Annotated in this window: 18 protein-coding genes; 15 read left to right on the forward strand and 3 right to left on the reverse strand. The window is 62.1% G+C overall.

Annotated elements, in window-relative coordinates:
* Window positions 1-2: 2 nt before the first annotated feature.
* The gene (gene phnA, locus HV670_RS17625) at window positions 3-1,226 is read right to left on the reverse strand and encodes a phosphonoacetate hydrolase (RefSeq protein ID WP_175106096.1); all 1,224 of its coding nucleotides are present in this window, start codon (window positions 1,224-1,226) and stop codon (window positions 3-5) included.
* Window positions 1,227-1,366: 140 nt separating this feature from the next.
* Window positions 1,367-3,601, reverse strand: coding sequence for a SulP family inorganic anion transporter (locus HV670_RS17630; protein ID WP_175106097.1), 2,235 nt, complete (start codon window positions 3,599-3,601; stop codon window positions 1,367-1,369).
* Between the two features lie 305 nt (window positions 3,602-3,906).
* On the opposite strand from HV670_RS17630, the gene HV670_RS17635 reads away from it, so the two are divergent.
* From HV670_RS17635 to HV670_RS17645, 3 genes are all read left to right on the forward strand, one after another.
* Window positions 3,907-7,191: an adenylate/guanylate cyclase domain-containing protein gene (locus HV670_RS17635; RefSeq protein WP_175106098.1), complete on the forward strand. Its 3,285-nt coding sequence runs from the start codon at window positions 3,907-3,909 to the stop codon at window positions 7,189-7,191.
* 393 nt (window positions 7,192-7,584) lie between these two features.
* Window positions 7,585-11,226, forward strand: a complete 3,642-nt coding sequence (locus HV670_RS17640; RefSeq protein WP_175106099.1) for an ATP-binding protein — start codon at window positions 7,585-7,587, stop codon at window positions 11,224-11,226.
* Between the two features lie 39 nt (window positions 11,227-11,265).
* The gene (locus HV670_RS17645; RefSeq protein ID WP_175106100.1) at window positions 11,266-11,523 is read left to right on the forward strand and encodes a nickel-binding protein; all 258 of its coding nucleotides are present in this window, start codon (window positions 11,266-11,268) and stop codon (window positions 11,521-11,523) included.
* Between the two features lie 177 nt (window positions 11,524-11,700).
* On the opposite strand, the gene hpaR is transcribed toward HV670_RS17645, so the two are convergent.
* A complete protein-coding gene (hpaR, locus tag HV670_RS17650) occupies window positions 11,701-12,120 on the reverse strand; it encodes a homoprotocatechuate degradation operon regulator HpaR (RefSeq protein WP_175106152.1) in 420 nt (139 codons plus the stop codon).
* A 178-nt stretch (window positions 12,121-12,298) separates the two neighbouring features.
* Between hpaR and HV670_RS17655 the strand changes: the two genes are divergently transcribed.
* The 12 genes from HV670_RS17655 to HV670_RS17710 all read left to right on the forward strand — a co-directional run bounded on the left by HV670_RS17655 (window position 12,299) and on the right by HV670_RS17710 (window position 25,603).
* Entirely contained in the window at window positions 12,299-13,072 is a 774-nt protein-coding gene (locus HV670_RS17655; protein WP_175106101.1) for a fumarylacetoacetate hydrolase family protein, read from the forward strand.
* Window positions 13,069-13,827, forward strand: a complete 759-nt coding sequence (locus HV670_RS17660) for a fumarylacetoacetate hydrolase family protein (RefSeq protein WP_175106102.1) — start codon at window positions 13,069-13,071, stop codon at window positions 13,825-13,827. The genes HV670_RS17655 and HV670_RS17660 overlap by 4 nt, the downstream gene beginning before the upstream one ends.
* Before the next feature lie 16 nt (window positions 13,828-13,843).
* Window positions 13,844-15,304: a 5-carboxymethyl-2-hydroxymuconate semialdehyde dehydrogenase gene (hpaE, locus tag HV670_RS17665; protein WP_175106103.1), complete on the forward strand. Its 1,461-nt coding sequence runs from the start codon at window positions 13,844-13,846 to the stop codon at window positions 15,302-15,304.
* A gap of 41 nt (window positions 15,305-15,345) precedes the next feature.
* Complete coding sequence (gene hpaD, locus HV670_RS17670; RefSeq protein WP_175106104.1) at window positions 15,346-16,269, forward strand: 3,4-dihydroxyphenylacetate 2,3-dioxygenase; 924 nt, start codon at window positions 15,346-15,348, stop codon at window positions 16,267-16,269.
* 27 nt (window positions 16,270-16,296) lie between these two features.
* Window positions 16,297-16,743, forward strand: a complete 447-nt coding sequence (locus HV670_RS17675) for a 5-carboxymethyl-2-hydroxymuconate isomerase (protein ID WP_175106105.1) — start codon at window positions 16,297-16,299, stop codon at window positions 16,741-16,743.
* A gap of 3 nt (window positions 16,744-16,746) precedes the next feature.
* Complete coding sequence (hpaH, locus tag HV670_RS17680; protein WP_175106106.1) at window positions 16,747-17,550, forward strand: 2-oxo-hept-4-ene-1,7-dioate hydratase; 804 nt, start codon at window positions 16,747-16,749, stop codon at window positions 17,548-17,550.
* Window positions 17,551-17,563: 13 nt separating this feature from the next.
* Window positions 17,564-18,385 (forward strand): 4-hydroxy-2-oxoheptanedioate aldolase, encoded by an 822-nt coding sequence (gene hpaI / locus HV670_RS17685; protein WP_281362416.1) that lies wholly within the window; start codon window positions 17,564-17,566, stop codon window positions 18,383-18,385.
* Between the two features lie 158 nt (window positions 18,386-18,543).
* Window positions 18,544-19,917, forward strand: a complete 1,374-nt coding sequence (locus tag HV670_RS17690; RefSeq protein ID WP_175106107.1) for an MFS transporter — start codon at window positions 18,544-18,546, stop codon at window positions 19,915-19,917.
* A 93-nt stretch (window positions 19,918-20,010) separates the two neighbouring features.
* Complete coding sequence (locus HV670_RS17695; protein WP_281362420.1) at window positions 20,011-21,066, forward strand: porin; 1,056 nt, start codon at window positions 20,011-20,013, stop codon at window positions 21,064-21,066.
* A gap of 255 nt (window positions 21,067-21,321) precedes the next feature.
* A complete protein-coding gene (locus HV670_RS17700) occupies window positions 21,322-22,794 on the forward strand; it encodes an NAD-dependent succinate-semialdehyde dehydrogenase (protein ID WP_175106108.1) in 1,473 nt (490 codons plus the stop codon).
* A gap of 336 nt (window positions 22,795-23,130) precedes the next feature.
* Window positions 23,131-24,690 carry a class I SAM-dependent methyltransferase gene (locus HV670_RS17705; protein WP_175106109.1) on the forward strand — a complete coding sequence of 520 codons (1,560 nt, stop codon included), beginning with the start codon at window positions 23,131-23,133 and terminating at the stop codon, window positions 24,688-24,690.
* 133 nt (window positions 24,691-24,823) lie between these two features.
* Window positions 24,824-25,603, forward strand: coding sequence for a 3',5'-cyclic-nucleotide phosphodiesterase (locus HV670_RS17710; RefSeq protein ID WP_175106110.1), 780 nt, complete (start codon window positions 24,824-24,826; stop codon window positions 25,601-25,603).
* Window positions 25,604-25,705: the final 102 nt, after the last annotated feature.

The raw sequence follows: 25,705 nt of genomic DNA on the forward strand, positions 1-25,705 counted from the left end.
AATCAGGCGAGGTAGTTGAGGGCGAGGTCGATTGCGTCGAAATTACGCAGGCGCCGCGCATCGTCGACACCGCTGAGCTTGCGGTTGAAGATGAGCGGGATCTTCTGCTCGGAAGCTCCACCATGGGAGCGCAAGGGAACGGTCAATCCCGAAAGATCGTGCTCGCCGCTCGAACTGCCCAGCACGGTGAGCCGCTCGCCCAGCACGACAATGTCGCCGATCCGGTCCGAGGGTAGTTCAAATCGCTGGCTCGCTTGCGCACGCGTGAGTACCGCTTCGACTCCGTTGATCCCAGCGAGGAATTGCATGACCTCCGGACACGTTTCGCGATCGCGCAGATAGACCGTCGCATAGGAACCCAGCGCACCGTGATGGACCACATACGGATCGGTGATCGGCAGAATGACTCGGCTCGCCTGCGTGCCGTAGCGCTCATCGAGCCGATCCTGCAGGAACACGATATTGGGCCGGCCGATTGCATCTGTCTTGGCATTCATGCCATGGTCGGCTGTGATTGCCAGAACCGCGCCTTCGTCGTGGTAGCGCTGGAAATAGCTATCCATCATCGCGTAGAACGCGTTGGCTTCGGGCGTGCCGGGCGCGTGCTTGTGCTGAACGTAGTCGGTGGTCGACAGATACATCAGGTCGGGACGCTCCGTTTTCAGGATCGACAGGCCGGCGGCAAATACGAATTCGGAAAGCCCGGCGCTATAGACATCCGGTACCGGCAAGCCGACTCTCGATACGATGTCTTCAATGCCGTGCTCCGCCATGCTCACGCGATCGGCCCTTTCAGCGGAGAAGCAGATTCCCTGCAACTCATGTCCCAGCAAGCTGCGCAGCTTGTCCTTCGCCGTGACGACCGCGACGCGCTTGCCTGCGCGTGCCACCGCCGCAAGGATGGTCGGCGCGCGAAGGTACTTCACATCGTTCATCAACACTTCCGCGCCGGCTTCCTCGTCGAAGAAGAAATTGCCGCATATGCCGTGTACCGAGGGGGGAGCCCCAGTCACGATGGAGAGGTTGTTCGGGTTTGTGAAAGAGGGAACGACACAGTCGCCCGTGAGGACGGTACCTTCCGATGCCAGCATCGCAAGAAACGGCGCGCTGCCTGCCTGGATCGCCTGATTGATGTATTCCTGCTCGCAACCGTCGACGCAAACCACGATCGTGGGGGTTGACGGCAGCCGGTAGGGCCTGGAGTTGACGAGGATCGGGTCGGTCATGATGAGAGCCTTTCGTGGTGAGTGGGCGGCAGACTAAAATGATTGCTCTGCTCACACAACACACACAATTTGCGATCAACTGTCGAAAAAACTCACACATCTATCCAGCAGGCGCTCGGCTTGGAGCCATCGGAAGCGACCTATCCATGGGCCGCGCGCAAGGCCTCGTCCGCGACAGCCAGCCGCGAAGTCATGACCTTGACGACGAAGCGATGTATTTGCTGCGCGGTCACGGGATCGTCCTGCTCGATCGCATTCAATGCTGCGAGCGACAGACGCCGGACACGCGCGGGTCCGTCAGCGAGCACATCTGCGCTGCGCACCCGCCCCGAGTACACCGCCATTTCGCCGACGATCGTTCCCGGGCCGAACGAGCGCAGCCGCAGCGACCTCCCGCCGGCAAGCGGCAGTGAGACGGTCACACGTCCGTGTTCAACGATATACATCGCATCGCCCGGCTCGCCTTGACGGAACAACGGCTGCCCCGCGCCGAGATCGCGTACCTCCAGACGGGCTGACAGGCTGTCGAGGGCATAGGCCGTGAAATGCGGCGCGAGCATCGCGTGGAAATCCTCCTCGCTACGGGGAAGCGCATGTGCATCAGACGCGAGGAGCATGTCCTCCACCCATTCAAGGCCAGCATCCAGCGTGGTGAATTCGTGAATCCGGAGGTTGAGTGTGCCGGTCTTCGCGAGCAGGTCGCGCGAGCGCGCCGGCAGCGCGGTTAGCACCAGATCCGCTTTCATCCTCGCGCACAACTCCCTGAGCTTGATGAAGCTGACCGATACCGACGCGTCCATGCCGTTGGTCGACGAGAAGTCGAGCACGACAAACCGGACCGATACCGACTCGTGCTCGGTGAGCCGTTCGCGCACACGCTGCAGGATCGAATTGGCCGTGCCGAAGAAGAGGAACCCCTGCATGCAAGTCCCGCAAATCTGTTTGCCGAGTTCGCGGAGCCGTTCGGTCGCCTCGATGCTGCGCTCGACGTTCGAGGTACGCGTCGTGCCGTCGAACTCCATGCGCACGCAACTGACGCGGCCGTATAGCAGCGCAAACATGACGCACGCGGCGATGATGCCCGCCACCACGCCCGCGATGACGCCATAGAACGCAATGAAACCCAGGATAAGCGGGATAAGCAGATACTCATGCCAGTTGAGCTTGCCATATGCGCTCACCAACCATTGGATCAACAGACGCAAGCCCATGAAAAGCTGCAGCCCGACCAGCACCGGTATCGGGAACAGCGCGACCACATCGGGCGAGACGGCCAGCACGAACAGGCATGCGAGAGAGGCGAATACGCCCGCGATACGACTTGTTGCGCCCGCCCGTGCATTGAGCATCGAGCGGTTGAACGACTGGTAGCCGATCATTCCTCCCAACATACCGCTCGCGATATTGGCGAGACCGGCCGCGCGCATCTCGCGATTCAGATCGACGTCTTCGCCCGTCGCTGTGCCAATGGCGGTCGAATTCATCAGGATCGTGATCGCCGAGACAGATGTGACCACGAGCGTCTCCGGCAGGTGCGCACCGATTGCATGCCAGTCGACGCCCCCGTGTGCGAGCGATGCCGGCAGGTGCAATTCGGGGATCCCAATCGCGTGCCGGGGCACATGCGGAAGCAGCAGCCCCATGCCTCGGGCGTCATCGATCGACAGGCCGGTGGCAAGAAGCATCACGTAGAACAGCGCGACGCCGAGCGCGAGGGTTAGCGGCAGCGCCGCTGCGTTGTTCCAGACGCGTGTCAATGCCGTGGCGAAGGTACACACCAGCACGGCGGGTATCCACATCAGCACGCTCAGGTCCGTCACGCGCGCCAACGTGTGCCAGTGCAAAGGCTCGCCGGAAACAACCCGAAACGCGCCGGCCAGCAACAGGTAGCCGGTACCGGCGAGGAAGCCGCCTACGACCGGGTAAGGCAGGAACTGCAGCGAACGGCTGCGACGCGACGAACCGAGCGCAAACAAAATGATGCCCGTCACCACCGAACACAGCGCGATGGCGATCAATACCGTCAACAGGAGGGTCTGAGGCGTGCCGCCGTCGGCCCGCACGCTGCTCGCAACGCCTGCCGCCACACCGACGAGAAACGCCGTTGCGTTGCCGTCGGGTCCGGCAATGTTCATGCGCATCGAACTCGCCAAGGCGATGACCAGTGCGGTGACGACGCAGCTGATGAAGGCAGTCGTCACGCCAAGCTCGGCGAAACGGGCGAGATCGGCACTAAAGACCATGGTGCCGAGGCTCATGGCGTAGCAGAGCATGACCAGCATCGACACCGTGCCAGCCATCAGGTCGCCGACAAGGCCTGTGATGCGCGAACCTGCGCCGACATCGGGTGAGGAACCTGTCTTGGCTGGCTTCACGGCGCACCCCGGTGAGTGAGGGACGGATTTCGGCTGGCACGTGCGGTTCGCGCGGCGCGTAGCGGCTTTGCTTGTTCGAACGTTACGAATCGTTCTGGGACGAACGACCGCACGTTCCGCTCGCCTGACGCCGTGCTCGATTCGCTCAAGAGTATCCGCCGCGCTCGCGAGCCGTGTCAAACGCGTGACGCCTCACACTCGCCCATCTGGCCGATGCATGCGAAATCTTCGGTGGCATGTGCTGTATCCGGGCCGGCAGGCTGGACGTACACTGTGCTTTCACCTGAACAGATTGGGCGACGGTGATGGATATCGATCGGTGGCTGCAGGCATTGGGTCTTGAGCAATACGCACCGGCGTTTGCCGAGAACGACATCGATCTCGCGATCCTCGCTCAACTCAGCGACGCGGACCTCAAAGAGCTCGGCATTGTCTCGCTCGGGCACCGCAAGCGCATGCTGGCGGCGATTGCAGATCAGCGCGCCGCTGCACCGTACGCGGCGACGCCCGCTGTCGATGCGCCAAGAAGCGAGCGTCGGCAGGTCACGATTCTCTTTGCCGATCTTTGTGGATTTACCGCGCTGTCGCAATCGCTCGATCCGGAAGAACTGCGCGAGTTGACTGGCCGTTATACGACGCTCGTCGATGGGATCGTTCTGGGCTACGGCGGCACGATCGACAAGCACATCGGTGACGCCGTGATGGCCATCTTCGGCGCGCCGCGCGCGCACGATACCGACCCATTGCGCGCGGCACGCGCCGCCCTGGACATTCATGAGGCGCTTAACGGGTTGCGCGGGCAGGCGGGGCATCCGCTTAGGGCGCACGTGGGTATCGCCAGCGGAGAGGTGATCGCCGGTCCGCTCGGGCGTGTCGACGTCGAGGACTATACGGTGCTCGGCGACTCCGTGAATCTCGCCGCCCGCCTGGTCGCCGCTGCCGGTCCCGCGGAGACGCTGCTCTCCGACAGCGTGCATCGCAGACTCGCCAGCGCCATCGTCAGCGATTCCGCAGGCGAGATGCGCTTCAAAGGGCTCGACACGCCGGTGCGCGTGTGGCGTTTGCGGGGCCTCGCGAGTGAGGCGCTAACGACGAATCGCACGCTCTTTGTCGGTCGCAAGGCGGAACTCGAGCAGTTCAAGGGCCTCGTCCACGCGTGTCTGCAACAGCGGGCCGGCCACGTCGTCTACGTCCGCGGCGAGGCGGGCATCGGCAAGACGCGGCTCGTCGAAGAGATGCGTCACTTCGCCGAAGCATTGGGCTTTGTCGGTCATCGCGGCCTCGTGCTGGATTTCGGCGTAGGCAAAGCTCAGGACCCCATCCGCACGATCGTCTGCAGCCTCCTGGGCCTGAGGCCCGCGGCCGGGGCCGATGACCGGCGTGCCGCCGCCGGGCGCATCGCCGCTTCAGGCGCTGTCGGCGCTGACCAGTTGATGTTTCTCCATGACATCCTCGACCTCCCGCAATGCGGCGAGTGGCGCACACTCTACGACGCCTTGGACAATGCCGCACGTGCGGGCGGCAAGCGCGCGGTCGTTGCGGCCATCACCGAGGACGTTTGTCGGCGCGGCCCAATCATGATTGTCGTGGAAGACCTGCATTGGGCCGACCTGCAGGTGCTCAGTTACCTGTCCGCGGTTGCTGCGGCTCTCACGAACGGTCCGGGCCTGCTTGTGATGACGTCGCGTGTTGAAGGTGATCCGCTTGACGCGGCATGGCGGGCAGGATGCCACGGCACGTCCTTCGCCACGATCGATCTCGGGCCATTGCGCAGCGATGAGGCGCTGAGTCTCGCCGGCAGCTTTATCGATGCGAGCGAGCGCGTCGCGCGAGCCTGTATCGAGCGCGCAAGCGGCAATCCGCTGTTCCTCGAGCAACTCCTGCTCAACGCGGAGGAAGGTAGGGAAGAGGCGGTTCCTTCTACCATCCAGAGTCTCGTGCTGGCGCGCATGGACAGACTGACGCCGCGCGACCACGAAGCGTTCCAGGCCGCCGCGGTGATCGGCCAGCGCTTTGGCCTCGCCTTGCTCCGGCGGCTGATCGCTGCCCCTGATTACGTTTGCAAAGGGCTCGTCGCCAATGCGCTCGTCTTGCCGGAGGGCGAAGACTTCCTGTTTGCCCACGCGCTCATTCAAGAAGGCGCGTACTCGACACTGCTGCGGGCTCGCCGGCGCGAGCTGCACCGGTTGGCGGCCGACTGGTTTGCCGCGACTGACCCGGTGCTGCGCGCCCAGCATCTCGATCGTGCCGAGGATGAGCGGGCACCGCAGGCGTATCTCGACGCGGCGATCACGCAACGCGCCGCCTACTCTACCGAGGCAGCGTTTCGTCTGGTCGAACGAGGTCTGGACATTGCACAAAAGGATGAGGAGCGCCACGCGCTCACCTGTTTGAAGGGCGAATTGCAACGGGATCTTGGCGACATCGCGGCGTCGATTGCGACATACCGCACCGCGGTGGCCACCGCTCCGGACGAAGCGAGTCTCTGTAAGTCCCAGCTTGGTCTGGCCGAGGGGCTGCGGGTGAACGAAGGCCTGACGGAGGCCCTCTCGCTGCTCGACGTGGCTGTCCATGTGGCGCAACATCTGAACATGGTGCCCGAACTCGCGCGCCTGCATCATCTGCGCGGCAACATCCTCTTTCCGCTTGGCAAGATCGAGGCGTGCCGCGCCGAGCACGAGCAGGGGCTCGCGTATGCGCTGCGTCTCGGCTTGCCGGAAGCGGAGGCACGCGCGCTCGGTGGCATTGCAGACGCTGCCTATGCGCAAGGGCGGATGCGCACCGCTTTCGAACACTTCAGCCGTTGCGTTGCGCTGAGTCGCGAACACGGTTTCGGCCGTATCGAGGTCGCGAATCGTTCGATGGCCGGCTTCAGCCGGATCTACCTCAACGAAGCTCGCGAGGCACGCGAGGACCTGAGCGCGACAGCACGCGCGGCTGCACTGGTCGGGCAACCGCGCGCGCAGATGCTGTGCGAAACGTTGGGCGCCGTTGTCTGCTACGAAATGGGCGACATGCAGGCTACCGTGGTCCATCTGGAGCGCGAATTGCAGTGGGTCCGTCAACTGGGAGCGCGGCGATTCGAGGCACAGAATACAGAAATGCGAGCGCGTGTGCTCCTTGACGAGGGCTACCGGAAAGACGCCGCCGAAGTGTTGCGCAAAGCGCTGGCGATCTGCCGCGAAGTGGGCATGCAGTTCACCGCACCCAAGGCCGTGGGTGCACTTAGCCGCGCCGTAGAGGACGGCGGCGAGCGTACGCGTCTGCTCGCAGAGGGAGTCGAGCTGCTGCGCCGCGGCGCGGTCGGGCACAATCATCTCTGGTTCTATCGCGACGCCATCGAGGCGATGCTGTCTGCCGGCGACGCGGCTGGCGCACTGCGCTACGTCACTGCCCTCGAAGACTACACGCGTGTCGAGCCCTTGCCCTGGGCGCAATTGTTTGCGGCTCGTGGCCGCGCCCTCGCCGGCGCGGTGCAGGACCGCTCTGACGAACACGCACGGCGCGAACTCGAGCGCGTACGCACAGCCCTCATCGGAGCGGGGTTCAGCAGCTATCTGCCTGCGGTGGATGCAGCACTCGCTGCGTAGGCAAGGTGTTTTCCGAAGCATTTCATCCGTTCGGCCCGAGCGTGATCGGCCCGCCTGATGGTAAATGGGTGATTCCGTTGACTATCGCGTGTCGCTGGACCTAGTTGTCGTGGGGCAGAAGGGGCTATTCATCCCTGCCGAGGTGTGGGAAGACGTGCCTTGGAAACAGGGGTCCTGTCGGCTAGACTGAAGCGGCGAGCGTGTCAGACCCTCGAAAAAGTTGGCAATGCTTAGCACGAGGTGAAGTCAGTCGACGCTGACCGAAACGATTGCCGTGGCAAGGAACGCCTCATCCGACCGGGACGCGACTGGCGCCGCCTGTCACAGACACGGGTGATGGAGTAGGTCGTGAGGAGATGCCCTGGTGGTGAGCGGCGCAACAGAGGTCAGGCGATGACCGACGATCTGACGAGATGGCTGGTGCAGGTTGGGCTCGGTGAGCACGCGGTGACGTTCGCTTCGCAAGGGATCGACTGGGACGTGCTTGGCGATCTTTCGGAACAGGACTTGAAAGAGCTAGGTCTGCCTTTGGGCGACCGGAAGCGGCTGTTAAAAGCCCGTGCGACGCTGACTGATGGACGGGCGCCACCGTACGAACGCGAACCTGAGCGGCCGGCCGCGTCTTCGGCGCCTGCGTCGGGACCTTCGGAGGCCGAGAGACGACAGCTCACGGTGATGTTCGTCGACTTGATCGACTCGACACCGCTTGCCGAACGGTTCGATCCCGAAGACATGCGACGCGTGCTCGGGGTCTTCCACCAAGCTTGCGCAAGTGCGATCGAAGCTCATGAAGGCCATATCGCCCAGTATATCGGTGACGGACTCCTCGTCTATTTCGGCTACCCCGATGCGCATGAAGACGATGCCGTGCGCGCGGTACTCGCTGGGCTCGCCGTCATCTCAGCGCTTTGCCAGGCGAACGAACGTCTCGAAGCCGAGGATGGCGTGCGCCTGCATTTGCGTATCGGAATCGAGACCGGCCTCGTGGTTGCAGGCGAAATTGGTGCAGGGGCCTCCCTGGATCACCAGGCGATTGTCGGAGAGGCCCCCATCGTCGCGGCAAGGCTGCAATCTCTGGCTCCGTCCGACGCAATCGTCGTCGGCCCGACTACCGAGCGGCTGATCCAGGGATCGTTTTTGCTTGAAAGCCTCGGCTGGCGCGAGTTGAAGGGTGTCTCCGGACCTGTCGAGGTTCATCAGGTCGTGGCGCAGACCGATGCGGTAGACCGCTTCGAGATCAGGGCGCGCCGCGGGATGACGCCGCTCATCGGTCGAACCGCCGAGCTCGACATGCTTCGGCAACGCTGGAAGCAGAGCACCGACGGCGAAATGCGCTGCGTGCTATTGGCCGGTCAGCCCGGGATCGGAAAGTCGCGCATGCTGCGGGCCTTCCGTGACGGAATCAGTGGCGAGGCGCATGAAGTCGTTTCGTTCCACTGTTCTTCATACGATCGCAACAGCCCATTCTGGCCAGTGCTGCAATCGCTGCAGCGAACCTTCGACCTGGATCCCAAGGCCCTCGTCGCTTCCGACGTCGAACGGCTGGAGGCCGTGTTCGGCGAGCTAGGCGTCGATATCGACGAGGCGGTCCCCGTGCTCGCGACCTTGCTCGCCATTCCGACAACCGAACGGTATCCGGCGATCGACGCATCTTCCGATTACTTCAAACGGCGAACCCTGGACGTGCTCGTCTCCATGATCGAAAAGATGACGCATCGTCAGCCGGTTCTCGTCCTCGTCGAAGACGCCCATTGGATCGATCCGTCGTCGCTGGAGTTCGTGCGGCTCATGCTGGAGCGACTGGTGGCGGCCCGGCTACTGGTGCTGCTCACGACAAGGCCCGAGTTCAAACCGGGATGGACTTATCCTCACCTCGTGCAGGTCAATCTCGATCGGCTCTCGCGACGGGACTGCATCGCGATGATCGAACGGCTGACCGAGGGCAAGCCGCTTCCAGCGTTGGTGCTGAATCAGATCATTGCAAAGACGGACGGCGTACCGCTATTCGTCGAGGAGTTGACGAAGACGGTGCTTCAGGGTGACCTGTTGCTTGACGCGGGCACCCGCTACGAGTTGAAAGGGGCACCGAAGGCCATTGCGATTCCCGACACGCTGCAAGGCTCGCTCCTGTCGCAGCTTGATCGGCTGGAGGCGACTGTCAAGGAGATTGCTCAAATCGCGGCGACCATCGGGCGGGAATTCGGCCGGAGGCTCCTCGCCCTGATCGCTTCCAAGCCCGAGAACGAGCTGCAGGAAACGCTTGATCGCTTGATTGAGGCCGAAATTATCATGCCGGCTCCAGGTGCCGCGGCGGACGGGGGAGCGTATTTGTTCCGTCACGCGCTGATCCAGGAGATCGCATATCAATCCCTGTTGCTTGCGCGCCGTCGCCATTACCATGGCCTGATTGCCGATGCGCTCGAGCATCAATACCCAGAGATCGTCGAGCGACAGCCGGAGCTGATCGCCCAGAACCTCACTGCCGCCGACCTGCCGGATCGCGCGATCAGCTATTGGCAGCGTGCCGGTGAACGAGCGCTTGCGCGCGCCGCCTGCGTAGAGGCTATCGCCCATGCGCAGCGCGGGCTGCAACTGGCCGAAGGTCTCTTGCTCGGTGAGCACGATCGGGCCACCCGTAGATTGCCCCTGCTTCTGATACGAGGCGGGGCGGAGCAGAGATTGGGTCGCCGGGATGCGATTGAAACGTTTCGGCAGGCCGCTCAGATAGCTCGGGTAGAGAAGCTATCGTCGTATCTCGTGCAGGCGGCGTTGGGGTTCGACACCGCGGAGACGTTCCTCGTAGGCTCAGGAGAGGCATCGACTGCCTTGTTGGAAGAGGCGCTTGCTTCGATCGGCACCGTGGAAACCGTTGAGCGTTCTCGCCTATTGAGCCGACTGGTTCGCACCCTTCACATGACCAGCGCATTCCAACGAGGAGGTGAAATGACTCGCCAGGCTGTCGCACTGGCGAGACGCCTCGGCGATCGACAAAGCTTGTTCGACGCCTTGCTGTGCGAGGTGATGCATGTCGGCGCCCGCCATTTGCCGGCGGCGAAATTCCCGGAGCGTCGAAGTGTGTTGGAAGAACTGAGCCAAATCGCCGAGGAACTTAGTGATGCGCATTGCATTGGTCACGCATGCGCCCGATGTCTCACCGGCTACCTCGAAATCGGAGATGTCGAACGCTTCGAGAAGGCTCTGGAAAGATATCAACAAGTTGCCGCAAGTGGACAGCACTTCGTGGACAAGTGGTGTGTGACCGGTACGCAGGCGATGCAGGCCATCCTCGTCGGTGACTTCGCACTCGCGGAGCGCAAGGCGACAGATTCCCTGGAGATGGCGGAGAGCGTTGACGCAAAGTTTGCGCCGGGCGTCTACGGCATGCAGATGTTCACGATACGCCGCGAACAAGGTCGGCTCGCCGAGGTCGCGCCGCTGCTCAAGCGGTTTGTCGACGAGCATCCCGAGGACGCGACCTGGCGGCCCGGCCTGATGTTGATCGCGAGCGATCTCGGCTTCGAGGCGCAAGCCCGCAACAATCTCGATCGGCTGGCGGAATCGGATTCCTCCATCCCAGTGGATAGCAAGCGGCTCGTCACCTTGACCTATCTTGCGGAAGTCGCTGCCCGGCTTCGTGAAACCAAGCACGCCGAGCTCATTTATTCTTTGCTTCTACCTTACCGGGATCAAGTCGTAACCGTTCCTGCCGTTACCCTGTGCTGTGGATCTGTGGCACGGTACCTCGGTATGCTCGCCGGTGCTATTGGCGATTGGTCTGCTGCCGAAGAGCATTTCGAATACGCCTTGCGCATGGATGATCACTTGCGGGCGTGGCCATGGTTGGCGCATAGTCGGCACGAATTCGCTGTCATGCTGTCGGTCCGCAATCGAAAGGGCGACCGTGCACGGGCGGCAGATCTGCTCACCACTGCGGCTGAGACCGCGAAAGAGCTCAAGATGTTCGCGCTTCTGGAGCGTATTGGTGGCACGCCGAGTGGCTCTGGGGCTGCGAATTTGCACATGGATATTGCATAGTTGAACCTGCAGCACACGCAACGTGTGAAGGAGGACCTCATGCCGCGTTTCATCATTGAAAGAAACTTCGCCGAGAAGCTCGAGCTTACTGACGAAGGTGCAGCATCTGTCATTCGGATCAACGACGAGGAGGGCGTCAAATGGCTCTTCTCCTTTCTCAGCGCAGATAAGAGAAAGACATACTGCTTGTACGAGGCGCCCAATGCCGAAGCCATCCGCGCTGCCGCGCGACGCGCGAACCTGCCCGCCGATGTGATCGTCGAAGTCAGCGATTTGCGGCCCGAGATGTTCGCTTGACGGTGGCGGTCAGCCTGTGACTTTCGTGGCTTCGCATGCTTGGCAAGCGTATGCGGGTCCGGGTAAATATTTTTTAATGTTGGCGCGAAACGGATGTTTGCCGCGCCGAGGCATACTGTGGGCGTCGAACTGACCGGTTCGAATGTCGGACTGGCGATCCTCGATTGTTGCGGGCCTTTATGCGACCGCCTCGTCATCACATGACTCAAGACCTGCCAGCAGGTCATCCACGGCACGGTACACGCGCTCCACGATTTCAGGCCCCACCTTACGCTCCAGCTCTCGATAGTGCGCCTCGAGATCCTTCGTGATCACCCGGACCAGCTTGACACTCTGTGGCGTCAACGACACAAGAACCCTGCGCTGGTCCTCGGCGAAACGTTCCTTCGTGATCAACCCCATGCTCTCCATGCGCGCGAGCACGCCGGCCATACTCGGACTCGATATCGTGCAGATGTCGGAAATCTGCCTGGGCTCCATCGGTCCGCTTTCGTTGAGCGCGCGAATCACGCGCCACTGCTGTTCGGTGAGCCCGTGCGCAGTGATCACGGGGCGGAAACGCACCATCATCTTCTCTCGCGCGCGGAGCAGCAGCATGGGCAGGTTGCGATGGAGCGTGTGATCGGCAGTGGATGCAGGCATGGCGAACGATGGAAAAGTAAATGTCGCGTTCCAGGGAGAACCCACAACGAGCTGGCGTTCGATTGACCCCAAATCATATCAGGCGCATAATTGCTAACATGTTAGTATTTTGTAGGGGCAGGGATCCTGGCTTATGTTTGCACTTGCTGACCACCTGTTTCATCCCGAGGGGGACGTCCTTCCTCGCGAGGCCGATGCGCAGGCGGTCTCCGCCGCGCTGGCACGCGGCACAGCGTGTCGGTCGCCTGTGACGGGTGCGGTCTACGGAACGCTACTCAACGACCGTGCGGCGCTTCTTGCACTGGGCGACGCGGTACACGCCGCGCCGTACAAGGCGCCTCCCAAAGCACCGATTCTTTACCTCAAGCCGCGCAACACGCTCGCAGGACATCGGACACGCGTCGAGGTCCCAGTTGATTCGGCGGGTATCGAAGTTGGCGCGTCGCTGGGCATTGTGATTGGGCGCACTGCGACCCGCGTGGCCGTCGATAACGCGTTCGACTACGTGGCCGGCTACACCATCGTGGCGGATCTCAGCCTGCCCCATTCCAGCGTCTATCGTCCTTCGGTGCGCATGCGCGCGCGCGACAGGTTCTGTGTCGTCGGTCCGGCGCTCGTCGCGAAGCGGCACGTGGTAGACCCCGACAATCTCGCGATCAACGTAAAGCTCGCCGGCAAACCGGATTTCAACGCGAGCACGACTTCGACCGTGCGCAATGTGGCGCGTCTCATCGCGGATGTGACCGAGTTCATGACGCTGTCCGCGGGCGACGTCCTCACGTTGGGCGTGCCGCACGGTTCGCCGGTTGCCCAAGCGGGCGATGAGGCCATCGTGTCGATCGATGCGTGGGCGCCCTTGAGCGTGTCGTTTGTCGGTGTGAATCATCAAGATGGAGACCAGCCATGATGCGTGGCCGCATAGCGTACGCAGGCGCGATTTACGAGGCGTATCCCGAGGGCAACCGCGTGCGCCTCGGTGACGGCCGGATACGGCGGGAAGACGAAGTGGTCTGGCTTGCTCCGATCGAGGTCGGCACGATCTTCGCGCTGGGCCTCAACTATGCCGAGCATGCAAAGGAATTGCAGTTCTCGAAGCAGGAAGAACCGCTCGTCTTCCTCAAAGGTCCGGGCACGGTCATCGGTCATCGCGGTGTCACGCGCCGGCCTGCCGATGTCACCTTCATGCACTACGAGTGCGAACTGGCCGTCGTGATCGGCCGCACGGCACACAACGTAAAACGCGCGACGGCGATGGACCACGTCGCGGGTTACATGATCGCGAACGACTACGCGATACGCGACTACCTGGAAAACTACTATCGGCCCAACCTGCGCGTGAAGAATCGCGATGGCGGGACGGTGCTGGGGCCGTGGTTCGTCGATGCCGCCGACATCCCGGACGTGACGCAACTGGAACTGCGTACCTACGTAAACGGCGCGCTGCAGCAGCGAGGCAATACGCGTGATCTGGTCACGGATATTGCGGCGCTGATCGAGTATCTGAGCAGCTTCATGACGCTCGCTCCGGGCGACGTCATCCTGACCGGAACGCCCGAGGGCATCGTCAATGTGAACGCAGGCGACGAAGTGGTGTGCGAGATCGATGGCCTTGGCCGTCTTGTCAATGTCATCGTCTCGGACGCGGACTTCGGACGTATTTGAGCGACAGAGGAATGCAATGCGAATTGAGCATCTGATCAACGGAAAGACGCGGCCGGGACGCGACTACTTCGAAACCGTCAACCCAGCGAACCAGGAAGTCCTGGCGGAAGTGGCACGCGGCACCGCTGAAGAGGTCGACGCGGCGGTCCATGCTGCCAAGGAAGCGTTTCCCGCATGGGCGGGCAAATCGCCAGCGGAACGAGCGAAGCTGATCCGCAAGCTTGGCGAGTTGATCTCGAAGAACGTGCCGGAGATTTCGGAGACGGAGACGAAGGACACGGGGCAGACGATCTCGCAGACGCGCAAGCAACTGATCCCTCGCGCGGCCGACAACTTCAACTACTTCGCGGAACTCTGCACGCGGGTCGACGGCCACACCTATCCGACCGATTCGCATCTGAACTACACGCTGTTTCATCCGGTCGGCGTGTGCGCATTGATTTCGCCCTGGAACGTGCCGTTCATGACGGCGACGTGGAAGCTTGCGCCGTGCATCGCGTTCGGTAACACGGCGGTGCTGAAAATGAGCGAACTTTCGCCATTGACGGCGTCGATGCTTGGCACGCTCGCGCTCGAGGCCGGTATCCCCGCGGGCGTGCTGAACGTCGTGCACGGCTTCGGCAAGGAAACGGGCGAACCGCTCGTGGCACACCCGGACGTCCGTGCCGTGTCTTTCACTGGATCGACGGCGACGGGCAACCGGATCGTGCAGACGGCGGGCCTGAAAAAATTCTCGATGGAACTGGGTGGCAAGTCGCCATTCGTCATTTTTGAAGACGCCGACTTCGAGCGTGCGCTGGACGCCGCGGTCTTCATGATCTTCTCGAACAACGGTGAGCGCTGCACAGCGGGTTCGCGCATTCTGGTCCAGCGCTCGATCTACGCGCGCTTTGCCGAGCGTTTCATCGAGCGGGCCAAACGGCTTGCAGTCGGCGATCCGCTCAGCGACAAGACCATCATCGGCCCGATGATCAGCCAGGCACATCTGGCGAAGGTGCGCAGCTACATCGAACTGGGTCCGAAGGAAGGTGCCACGCTTGCGTGCGGCGGACTCGATGTGCCTGATCTGCCGGAGTCGCAGCGACGGGGCAACTATGTACGGCCCACCGTATTCGTGGACGTCGACAACCGCATGCGTATCGCGCAGGAAGAGATCTTCGGCCCGGTGGCCTGCCTGATCCCCTTCGATGACGAAGCGCATGCCGTACAGCTTGCCAACGATATCGCCTACGGACTGTCGAGCTACATCTGGACTGAAAGCACCGGCCGCGCGCATCGCATGGCCGCGGCAATCGAAGCGGGCATGTGTTTCGTCAACAGCCAGAACGTGCGCGATCTGCGGCAGCCATTTGGCGGCACCAAGGCTTCAGGCGTCGGACGCGAAGGCGGTACGTGGAGCTACGAGGTTTTTCTCGAGCCGAAAAACGTCTGCGTGTCGCTCGGTTCGCATCACATCCCGCAATGGGGCACGACCTGAAGGTCATCGCCGACAGGGTGTCACTAATCTAGGAGGCTGCTATGGGCGAACTTTCACTCGTTGCCAAGATCACGCATGTGCCCTCGATGTTCCTGTCGGAACTCGATGGTCCGCGCAAAGGCACACGCCAGGACGCGATCGACGGACACCGCGAGATTTCGCGGCGCTGTCGTGAACTGGGTGTCGATACGCTGGTGGTGTTCGATACCCACTGGCTGGTCAATGCGAACTACCACATCAACTGCGCGCCGCATTTCAAGGGGCTGTACACGAGTAACGAGTTGCCGCATTTCATCAGCAACATGCCGTTCGAGTCGCCCGGCAATGCGCGGCTCGGTCAGTTGCTGGCGCGTATCTGCAATGAGCACGGTGTGGAGACGCTTGCTCACGACTCCACGACGCTCGCCCCGGAATACGGCACGCTGGTGCCGCTGCGCTACATGAATGCGGACCAGCACTTCAAGGTGATCTCGGTTTCGGCGCTATGCGCGGTGCACTATCTGAACGACAGTGCTCGACTTGGCTGGGCGATGCGTCGCGCGGTCGAGGATCACTACGATGGCAAGGTTGCCTTCCTGGCAAGCGGCAGTCTGAGCCACCGCTTCGCACAGAACGGTCTGGCACCGGAATACGCGTTGAAGATCTGGAGCCCCTTCCTCGAGACGCTCGACAGGGAAGTGGTCGCGATGTGGCAGCGCGGGCAATGGAAGGACTTCTGCGAGATGCTGCCGGAGTATGCGTCGAAGGGCCATGGCGAGGGTTTCATGCACGACACGGCGATGATGCTCGGCGCGCTGGGCTGGTCGGGCTACGACGGGCGGGCCGAAGTGCTGACGTCCTATTTCGGCGCCTCGGGCACGGGTCAGATCAACATGGTCTTCCCGGTCACGCCGCAGAATGGTGCCGCGATTCCCGCGCCGCAGGGTTCGACCGCGAAGAATTACCGCGCCTTTCCGCGTCTCTGAAGCGCATCCGAACGAAAAGAATTTGCCATGCCACACCTGACGATCCTTTACACGCCCAACCTCGACCGCCCCGCAAGCGAAGGCGGCAGCGATATGAGCGCGTTGTGCCAGGCGCTGGCCGAGACGATGGTCGCACAACGCGACGAAGCGGGTCAGCCCGTGTTCCCGGTCGGCGGTGTGCGCGTGCTGGCTTTTCCGGCGGCGCACTTCGCGGTAGCCGATGGCGGGGCGGCCGGGCGTGCCGCAGGCGGCACGGGCGACTACGCGTTTGTCTACCTGAACCTGCGCATGGGCCGTGGTCGCAACGCCGCGGTGCACGAGGCCGTCGGCAAGGCGCTGGATGAGCGCGTGAAAGTGCATTTCAAGCCGCTGCTGGCCACCCGCCACGTCGGCATCACCCTGCAGATAGACGAAGGCTCCGAGGTGTTCAACGCCAGGAACAGTTCGCTGCATCCTCTGTTCAACAAAGGCTGATCCATGCTCCCGCAAGACATCATCGCGTCACTGGCTCGCCAGCTCTACGACGCACGCAAGACCCGCACGCAGTTGCGTCACTTCTCGAAGCAGTTCCCCGAGATGACGATCGAGGATGGCTACGCGATCCAGCGCGAATGGGTCAAGCTTGAAATCGCGGATGGCCGCACGATCAAGGGCCGCAAGATCGGCCTGACCTCACGCGCGATGCAGCAGGCGAGCCAGATCACTGAACCCGACTACGCGCCGTTGATGGACGACATGTTCTTCGAAGCGGGCGGGGACATTCCGTTCAACCGCTTCATCGCGCCGCGCGTCGAGGTCGAACTGGCCTTCATTCTGGACAAGCCCTTGAAAGGACCGGGGGTGACGCTGTTCGACGTGCTGTCGGCGTCCGGCTACGTGGTACCGGCAATCGAGATCATCGACTCGCGTATCGAGCAGTTCGATCGTGAGACCCGAGTCATGCGGAAGGTTTTCGACACCATCAGCGACTTTGCGGCCAATGCGGGCATCGTGCTCGGCGGAAGTCCGGTCAGGCCGATGGACGTCGATCTGCGGCGGGTCGGCGCACTGCTGCACAAGAACGGCGTGATCGAGGAAACGGGGCTGGCCGCCGCCGTGCTGAATCATCCGGCCACCGGCGTGGCCTGGCTTGCCAACAAGATCGCCCCGTACGACGAGCAACTGAATGCTGGCGACGTCGTGCTGTCCGGCTCCTTCACCCGACCGACAGCGGCGGCAGCGGGCGACACCTTCCACGTGGACTACGGATCGCTGGGCTGCGTTTCGTTCCGGTTTATTTGATCGTCTTTCATCCATGATGCAGATTCAGGCCAACGCCTTTCGCGACGCACTGCGTGCGGGGCAGACACAGATCGGGCTGTGGGTCGGCTTTGCCGACGCCAACGTTGCGGAAGCCGTGGCGCCATGCGGCTTCGACTGGCTCCTGCTGGACGGCGAGCACGCACCGAATACCGTGCGCACGGTGCTCGAGCAGCTTCGCGCGGTCGCGCCCTATCCGGTGCATCCGGTGGTCCGGCCCGTACAGGGTGACGTGGCGCTCATCAAGCAATACCTCGATGTCGGTGCGCAGACACTGCTGATCCCGATGATTGACACGGCCGAACAAGCGGAACTGATGGTGCGCGCCATGCGTTATGCGCCGGACGGCATTCGTGGCATGGGCGCGGCACTAGCGCGAGCGTCACGCTGGAACCAGGTTGAAAACTACCTCAACCGTGCCAACGACGAAATGTGTCTGCTCGTGCAGGCAGAGACAACGCTGGCGATGCGCAATCTGTCGCAAATCGCCGCGGTCGAGGGCGTGGATGGTGTGTTCTTCGGCCCCGCGGATCTGTCCGCGTCGATGGGCTACCGGGGGCAGGCGGGGCACCCCGAAGTCCAACGGGCGATTCTGGACGGTATCCATACCGTGCGGGCCGCCGGCAAGGCTGCCGGTGTGCTCATGGCGAATCGGCAGATGGCGCAGTCCTATCTCGATGCAGGCGCGCAGTTCGTTGCGGTCGGTGTCGACACCACGCTGCTCGTGCAGGCTGCCACCGAACTGGCCCGCAGCTACTCCGGGTCGCGGCAAGCGTCGTCAGACGATCGCCACTCTCTCACAGTCAGCCCTTACTAAATCAACATGGAGATCCCGCGCATCGCGTTTGCGCCACGATGGCCTGGATGGGATGCGCCCGTTCAATCCGTTCGACCCAGGGATAGCCACGCCTTGTTCACCCCAATGTGACTTGAAACACGGCCTGTCCAGCAAAAATCAGAAAGGAGACAACACCCATGAATAACACTGTCGACGTTGGCAAGCTCATCGACGATGGACCCTTCACGACGCTGCAGAAGATCGCGGTTTTTCTGGCTGCGATGTCGATCGTGCTGGATGGCTTCGACGGCCAGCTGATTGGCTACGCCATCCCCGGGATCCTGAAGGAATGGCACCTCACGCGCGACGCTTTTGCGCCAGCCGTCGCAGCGGGATTGATTGGCATGGGTATCGGCAGTGCCTGCGCGGGGCTGCTCGCCGATCGCTTCGGCAGACGATGGGCCGTGATCGCCAGTGTGATGGTGTTCGGCGCGGCGACCAGTTGCGTGGGTTTTGCGCCTGACGTCACCACCATCGCGCTGTTACGCCTGGTGGCGGGGTTCGGCATCGGCGGCGCGCTGCCCAGCTCAACCACGACGACGGCGGAGTTTACCCCTGCGAAATGGCGAACCTTTGCCGTGACGGCCACGATCGTTCTGTATCCCTTGGGCGGCATGCTGGCCGGGCTCTACGCGGGGCAGATCCTGTCGACACACGGCTGGCGCAGCCTGTTTTTCCTTGGCGGACTTCTGCCTATGGCTTACGGGATCATGCTGATATTCGCAATGCCGGAATCGCCACGCTTTCTGGTTCGCCGTACCGCGCGCTGGCAGGAGCTTCGCGCGCTGCTTGCCCGGATGGGTCGCACGGTTGCCGCTGATACGACCTATGTCGACGCGGTGGAAGCGCGGCAGGAACAGCGGTCCAGTTTTGCATCGCTCTTCAAGGCGGGCATGGCACGCGACACGCTGGCGATCTGGGCTGCCTTTTTCATGTGTCTGATTGCTTCCTACAGCGCGTTCAGCTGGCTACCCACGATGCTGGCGTCGGCCGGACTGCCTGCGTCGATCGCGGGCTCCGGGTTGACGGCCTATAACTTGGGCGGTGTGTTCGGCGCGCTCGGCTGTGCTTTTGCCATTGCGCGTTTCGGGTCGCGCTGGCCTTTGACGATCTGCTGTGCGGGCGCTGCGCTCAGCGCATTTGCGATGCAGGGTCTGGACGCCACCAAAGCGCCGGGGCTGTTGGTCCTGGGGTTCGGTGTTCATGGCCTGTTTGTCAACGCGGTGCAGTCGACGATGTACGCGCTGTGCACCTATGTGTATCCGACCCGCGTGCGGGCGACGGGTACTGCGGCAGCCTTGGCATTCGGCCGGCTGGGCGCCGTTCTCAGCGCATTTGTCGGAGCAGCCGTCATTACGACCGGGGGGCCTAAGGCTTATCTCGGCATGCTCGCGATCGCGATGCTCCTCGTTCTTGTGGCGCTGGCGGTGGTTAAAAACCATATCGCCAGAAGAGGGCGTCCAGAAAAGATTGACTTGATCGACGAGGCTGTCCAGGTTGAACCGAGGTGAAGCATAGATAGTTCAACCGGCTGACGAAAAAAATTACGGGCGCTATTTTCAGCAAATAGTAAGGAGACGAAGGTGGTGGTATTAGAAAAATGGATATCGAAGGTAATTTTTGGCGGAGTAATCACACTGTCATGCGGCATGGCACAAGCGCAGAGCAGTATGACCTTGTACGGCATCGTCGATGCCGGTCTGCTGTACACCAACAAGACGCCGAACCCCACGACCTTCCAGAACGAGGGCGGACAGTTTTCGATGAACGATAGCGGCTCCTCACCTTCGCAATTCGGCATGAAGGGAGTCGAGGATCTGGGTGGCGGGCTGAAGGCTGAGTTTGACCTCGAAAGCGGGATCGATATGGCCAACGGCGGCTATGACGATTCAAACGGCAATCTGTTCGGCCGGGAGGCATGGGTCGCTCTCGATGGGAATTTCGGGGACCTCAAGGCAGGCCTTCAGTTCTCTCCGTTCTTTTTCGCGGTGGCGGAGTCCGATCCTCGCGACCTTTCGCAGTTTGGCAGCGCCCTCATCCTCTTTATCGACAACGCGGTTGCAACCGGTATTTTCACTTCGAATGCCGTGTCGTATACCTCGCCGAACATCGATGGACTCAAGGGCAGCGTGATGCTCGCGCTCGGTGGCGCAGCGGGAGACTTTCAGGCGGGACGCCAATATTCCGCCAGCCTGAAATATGAGAATGGTGGCCTGATGGTCAATGCGGCGATTTTCGACGGCAATAGCGGCGGCACGGCGCAGACCCCCGTCCCGACTACGCTGGCGCTCGAAGGCCGTACCATTGGGGCGGCATACAGATTCGGTGATCTGACGGCCAAGGCATCGGTTGTCAACTACAAGGTTGCCGGGGAGCTCAATAACTATGTCTATGGAGCAGGTCTCGACTACACGTGGTTGCCGAAGTGGGATCTCAATGGCGGTGTCTGGTTCACGAGCGACCGCAGCGATACGACGAATCATTCGCTGATGGCGGCCTTGGGGACGGAGTACTACCTCTCTCCTGAAACTTCGCTCTATGCGCAGATCGGCCTCGTCGACAATCACGGTGCAGAGACCACGGGCTTGGCCATCGGTGCGCTGAACGCCGTGCAGGGTATGACCTTGGGTGCCGATATGGGAGTGCGCCACACGTTTTAGGCGATCAGAGACAGTAGCAAGCCGGATAGGTATTGAGGCTTTGCACATGATCAGCGGCGCACCGATGGAGTGCGCTCGAGGCTATCATCCGTGCGCCGCCGATCAATTCCACGATCGCCTGATATGCAGTGCTCTGCATATCGATCTCAATCGCACCTTGAGCCGTGCTGCGACAAATCAGGCTCGCCGCCGGCCTCGGGTAAGCCGAACAGGAGTGGAAGTGGCTTCAATGATCTCTGAACAGGAATGGCTTCAATGACTTTCAAACTCGAACCGGGCGAACTGATTCGCGCGGACAACTTCATCGATGGTCGCTGGGTTCCCGCGGCAAGCGGTGCGCGCTTTGCGGTGACCAACCCCGCCACCGGGGAGGTCATCACCAACGTCGCCGACAGCGACCGCGCCGATGCGCGGGCCGCCAGCGACGCCGCCGCGCGCGCGTTCCCCGCATGGCGCGACGCATTGCCCAAAGAGCGTGCGGCGATTCTGCACCGCTGGCATGCGCTGATTCTCGAACATGCCGATGTGCTCGGTGAACTGATCTCGCTGGAACAGGGCAAGCCGCTTGCCGAAGGCCGGGGCGAGGTCGCTTATGGCGCGTCCTACGTCGCCTGGTTTGCCGATGAAGCGACACGTATCTACGGCGACATCATCCCGCAGCAGCAGCGTGGCAAGCGCATGACTGCCGTGAAGGAACCGGTCGGCATCGTCGCGGCGATCACGCCGTGGAATTTTCCGCTGGCCATGATCGCTCGCAAAATCGCGCCGGCGCTGGCAGCGGGCTGCACGGTGGTCGCAAAGCCCGCGGAAGACACACCGTTGACCGCGCTCGCACTCGTGCTGCTCGCGCATGAGGCGGGCGTGCCGCCGGGCGTGCTCAACCTGATCACGGCCTCGCGCGAACGCGCGGTACCGGCTGTCGCCGACTGGCTCGAAGACAGCCGGGTGCGCAAGATCACGTTCACCGGCTCGACGCCGGTCGGCAAATATCTGGCGCGCGAATCGGCGGCGACGCTCAAGAAGCTTTCGCTGGAACTGGGCGGAAACGCGCCGTTTATCGTCTTCGACGATGCCGATCTCGACGCCGCCGTCACGGGCCTGCTGGTGGCGAAATTTCGCAACGGCGGCCAGACCTGCGTGTGTCCGAACCGCGTCTATGTGCAGGCGGGCGTCTACGAGCGCTTTGCCGATCTGCTGAGCCAGCGTGTCGCAGCGCTGAAGGTTGCGCCGGCCACCGATCCCGCCGCGCAGATCGGCCCGATGATCAATGTGCGCGCGCTCGACAAGATCGTGCGTCACGTTGACGACGCCGTCAGCCACGGCGCGCGGGTGCTGACCGGCGGCAAGCGCCTGCCCGAACTCGGCCCGCACTATTTCGAACCGACCGTGCTCGCCGATGCGAACGCTGACATGGAGCTGTGCGGCGAGGAAACCTTCGGCCCAGTCGTGCCGTTGTTTCGCTTCGAAGACGAAGCCGAAGCAATTCAGGCTGCCAACGACACGCCGTTCGGGCTCGCATCGTACTTCTATAGCCAGGACGTGCGTCGCATCGACCGCGTGTCGCGTCAGCTCGAAGCCGGCATCGTGGGCATCAACGAAGGGGCACTCTCGAGCGAAGCCGCTCCGTTCGGTGGCGTGAAGGAATCAGGCTATGGTCGCGAAGGCTCGAAGTACGGCCTCGACGACTATCTGTCGATCAAGTATCACTGCCAAGGCGGACTTGACTGAAGGAAGCCGGGCGGCCTTTTCGCTGCCCTGCCTGGTCTTGGTTGAGCGCCGGAGCGCGTTGAGGCTGAATGGGCTCAACGCGCAAAACGGAGGGTCTTCAGGCGACTCGTCTATTTCGCTGTGGCGCTGACCTCGGCAAACAATTTCAGGTCTTCCTTAGAAAGCTACAGTCTCGTCGCCGCAGTAAGACTTTCCAGTTCTTCCGCCGGGGTTGCATTCGCACCCGGCGCCGTCACGCTCAGACGCGCTATGATCCAGGCAAGTGCCACGGCCCGCCGGATCGGCAAATTGGGGAGCCCATACGGGCGTCCGCGCAAAAAGAACGAGAGCTAAGACGTGGGTGAGTTGGATACGGGTTACGTTGATGGGATTGCATACACATTCGGCTATTGCGATGAGCTGAATCCGCTGCGGCTGACGCTTCCCTTGCTGCATGCCGGGCTTGACTTGCCAACTGTGCAAAGTGCATGCGAGTTGGGCTTTGGTCACGGCGTGAGCGTCAATATTCACGCAGCCGGGTCGACCACGCGATGGTACGGCACCGACTTCCATCCGCCTCATGCGAACTTCGCCCGGCGACTGGCGAGCAGTGCCGAATCCCGGGCGCAATTGTTCGGTGAGCATTTTTCGGCGTTCTGCCGGCGCGACGATTTGCCGGATTTCGATTTCGTCGGCATGCACGGCATCTGGAGCTGGATTTCCGACGAGACCCGCGCGCTGGTCGCAGATTTCATACGCCGCAAGCTCAAGGCCGGCGGCGTGCTGTATCTGAGCTATAACACCCAGCCCGGGTGGACCCCGATGCTTCCCGTGCGCGAATTGATGCACCGGCATTTCAAGGTCGGTGCGGTGTCCGAGTCGCACAACGGCATGGTCGCCGAAGAGCGCATGCAGGTGCGCATCAAAGCCGCCGTCGATTTTGCACAGGCCGTATTTGCGACACAACCGGGCTATGCACTGGTCAACCCACTGCTTGCCGAGCGCGTCGATGCGTTGTCGGGGGAGAGCCCGAACTATCTCGCACATGAGTATTTCAATCGTGACTGGCACCCGATGTCTTTCCTGCAGGTCGCCTCGTCGCTTGTCGAGGCCGGTTTGACTTATGGGGGATCCGCGGACTATCGCGATCACGTCGATGAGATCAACCTCAGCCCGGCGCAATGCGGTTTGCTAGCGGACATTGGCGATACGGGTTTGCGAGAAACTGTGCGCGATTTCTGCGTGAACCGGTCGTTGCGGCGCGACTATTGGGTCAAGGATCCACGGACGCTCAGCGACGACGAGCGGGAGGCGAAACTGCTCGCTCATCGGGTAATCCTGGCCCTGCCGAGAGCATCCGTCGTGCTGAAGGTGCGCGGCGCGCTCGGCGAGACGCTGCTACCGGAAGCGCTGTACGGCCCTATTCTCGACGCGCTATCCAGCTATCGCCCCGTGCCCCTGTCCGATATCGAGGAAACCGTTCGCGCACGGGGCATCACACTGACGCAGATCGCCAAGGCCGTCACGCTACTGGTTAGCATGGGCGTATTGCTGAATTGCCAGGACGACGCACAAATCAGGGCCGCCCAGCCGTCGGCTGAGAAGCTGAATGCAGCAATCTGCGAACAGGCGCGCCATCATGACGACGTGCAGTTCCTGGTGAGTCCGGTGTCGGGTTCGGGGGTCTTTGTGCCGCGTGTGCCGCAACTCTTCTTATTGGCGAGAATGCACGACATGCAGGAACCGGCGCAATGGGCTGAATTCGCTGAGGCTGTGCTGCGCGCGGCTTCTCAGGCTACGCAGACGACAACGGGGCTGCCATCAGGCGCAGCGACTTCTTTCGCCGATCTGATCGCGAAAGCGAAGCGCTTTGCTCAGATTCATCTACCGATATTGCAGGCACTGGGTGTCGCCTAAGAGGTATACATCGGCGACGTGATCATGGCATTCTGGGGTGTGCCCGTCGGCGATGAGAATTGCGCAACAGCAGGGGCCCGCGCTTGAATGTACCGGTGTCTACACCTTCGACATCGAATGAGAGCCGTTCGAGATGAAAGTAACCGTGCTTGGCTGTAGCGGTGGCATCGACGGTGCAGAGGCACGCACCACCGCGCTGCTGATCGATGACGACGTGCTGGTCGATGCGGGCACGGGTGTCGGCGATCTCGATTGCGATGCACTCGCGCGCATTGACAGGGTGTTCGTGACGCATGCGCATATCGACCACATCGCATTTTTGCCTTTGATGATCGACGCGGTGGGTGCACTACGCAGCGTGCCGCTCGTCGTGCATTGCACGCGAGCGACGGAGGCGATCCTGCGCGCGCATCTTTTCAATGACGCGCTATGGCCCGACTTCAGCCGCATCCCGAGTCCGGCCAAGCCGTACTTTCGCTTCAAGTCGATGGAGGTCGGCGAATCCTGTACCCTCGATCACTCGACACACGGTCCCCGTTCGCTGACGGCGCTGCCAGCCAACCACACGACGCCTGCAGTCGGCTACCGCCTCGACGGCCCGAGCGGAAGTCTCGCCTTCTCCGGTGACACAACGCTATGTCCCGAGTTTTGGCAAGCGCTCGCGCAAATACCTACGCTGCGCTATTTGATCGTCGAGACGGCGTTCCCCGACTCGCAGCGTGATCTTGCGATCGCGTCGAAGCACCTGTGCCCGAGCATGCTTGCCGCGCAGTTGCCGTCGCTCTCGGCATCATTTGAATTGTTCATCGCGCACCTTAAGCCGGGACACGAAGATCTGACGATGAGCGAACTCGAAGCATCGATCCGCCTCACACCGAACAAGCTCGCGCGCGGCGATGTCTTCGAGTTCTAGCGCAATCGCGTCGACAGCGCCGTGAAAATGGGTCCGACCTCGCCGCATGGTCTTATCGGCTTGACTATCCGAGCAGGTCGCTAGCGGCCGGTCATTCGACGG

The organism is Pararobbsia alpina (assembly GCF_902859895.1).
GTDB classification, from domain to species: domain Bacteria; phylum Pseudomonadota; class Gammaproteobacteria; order Burkholderiales; family Burkholderiaceae; genus Pararobbsia; species Pararobbsia alpina.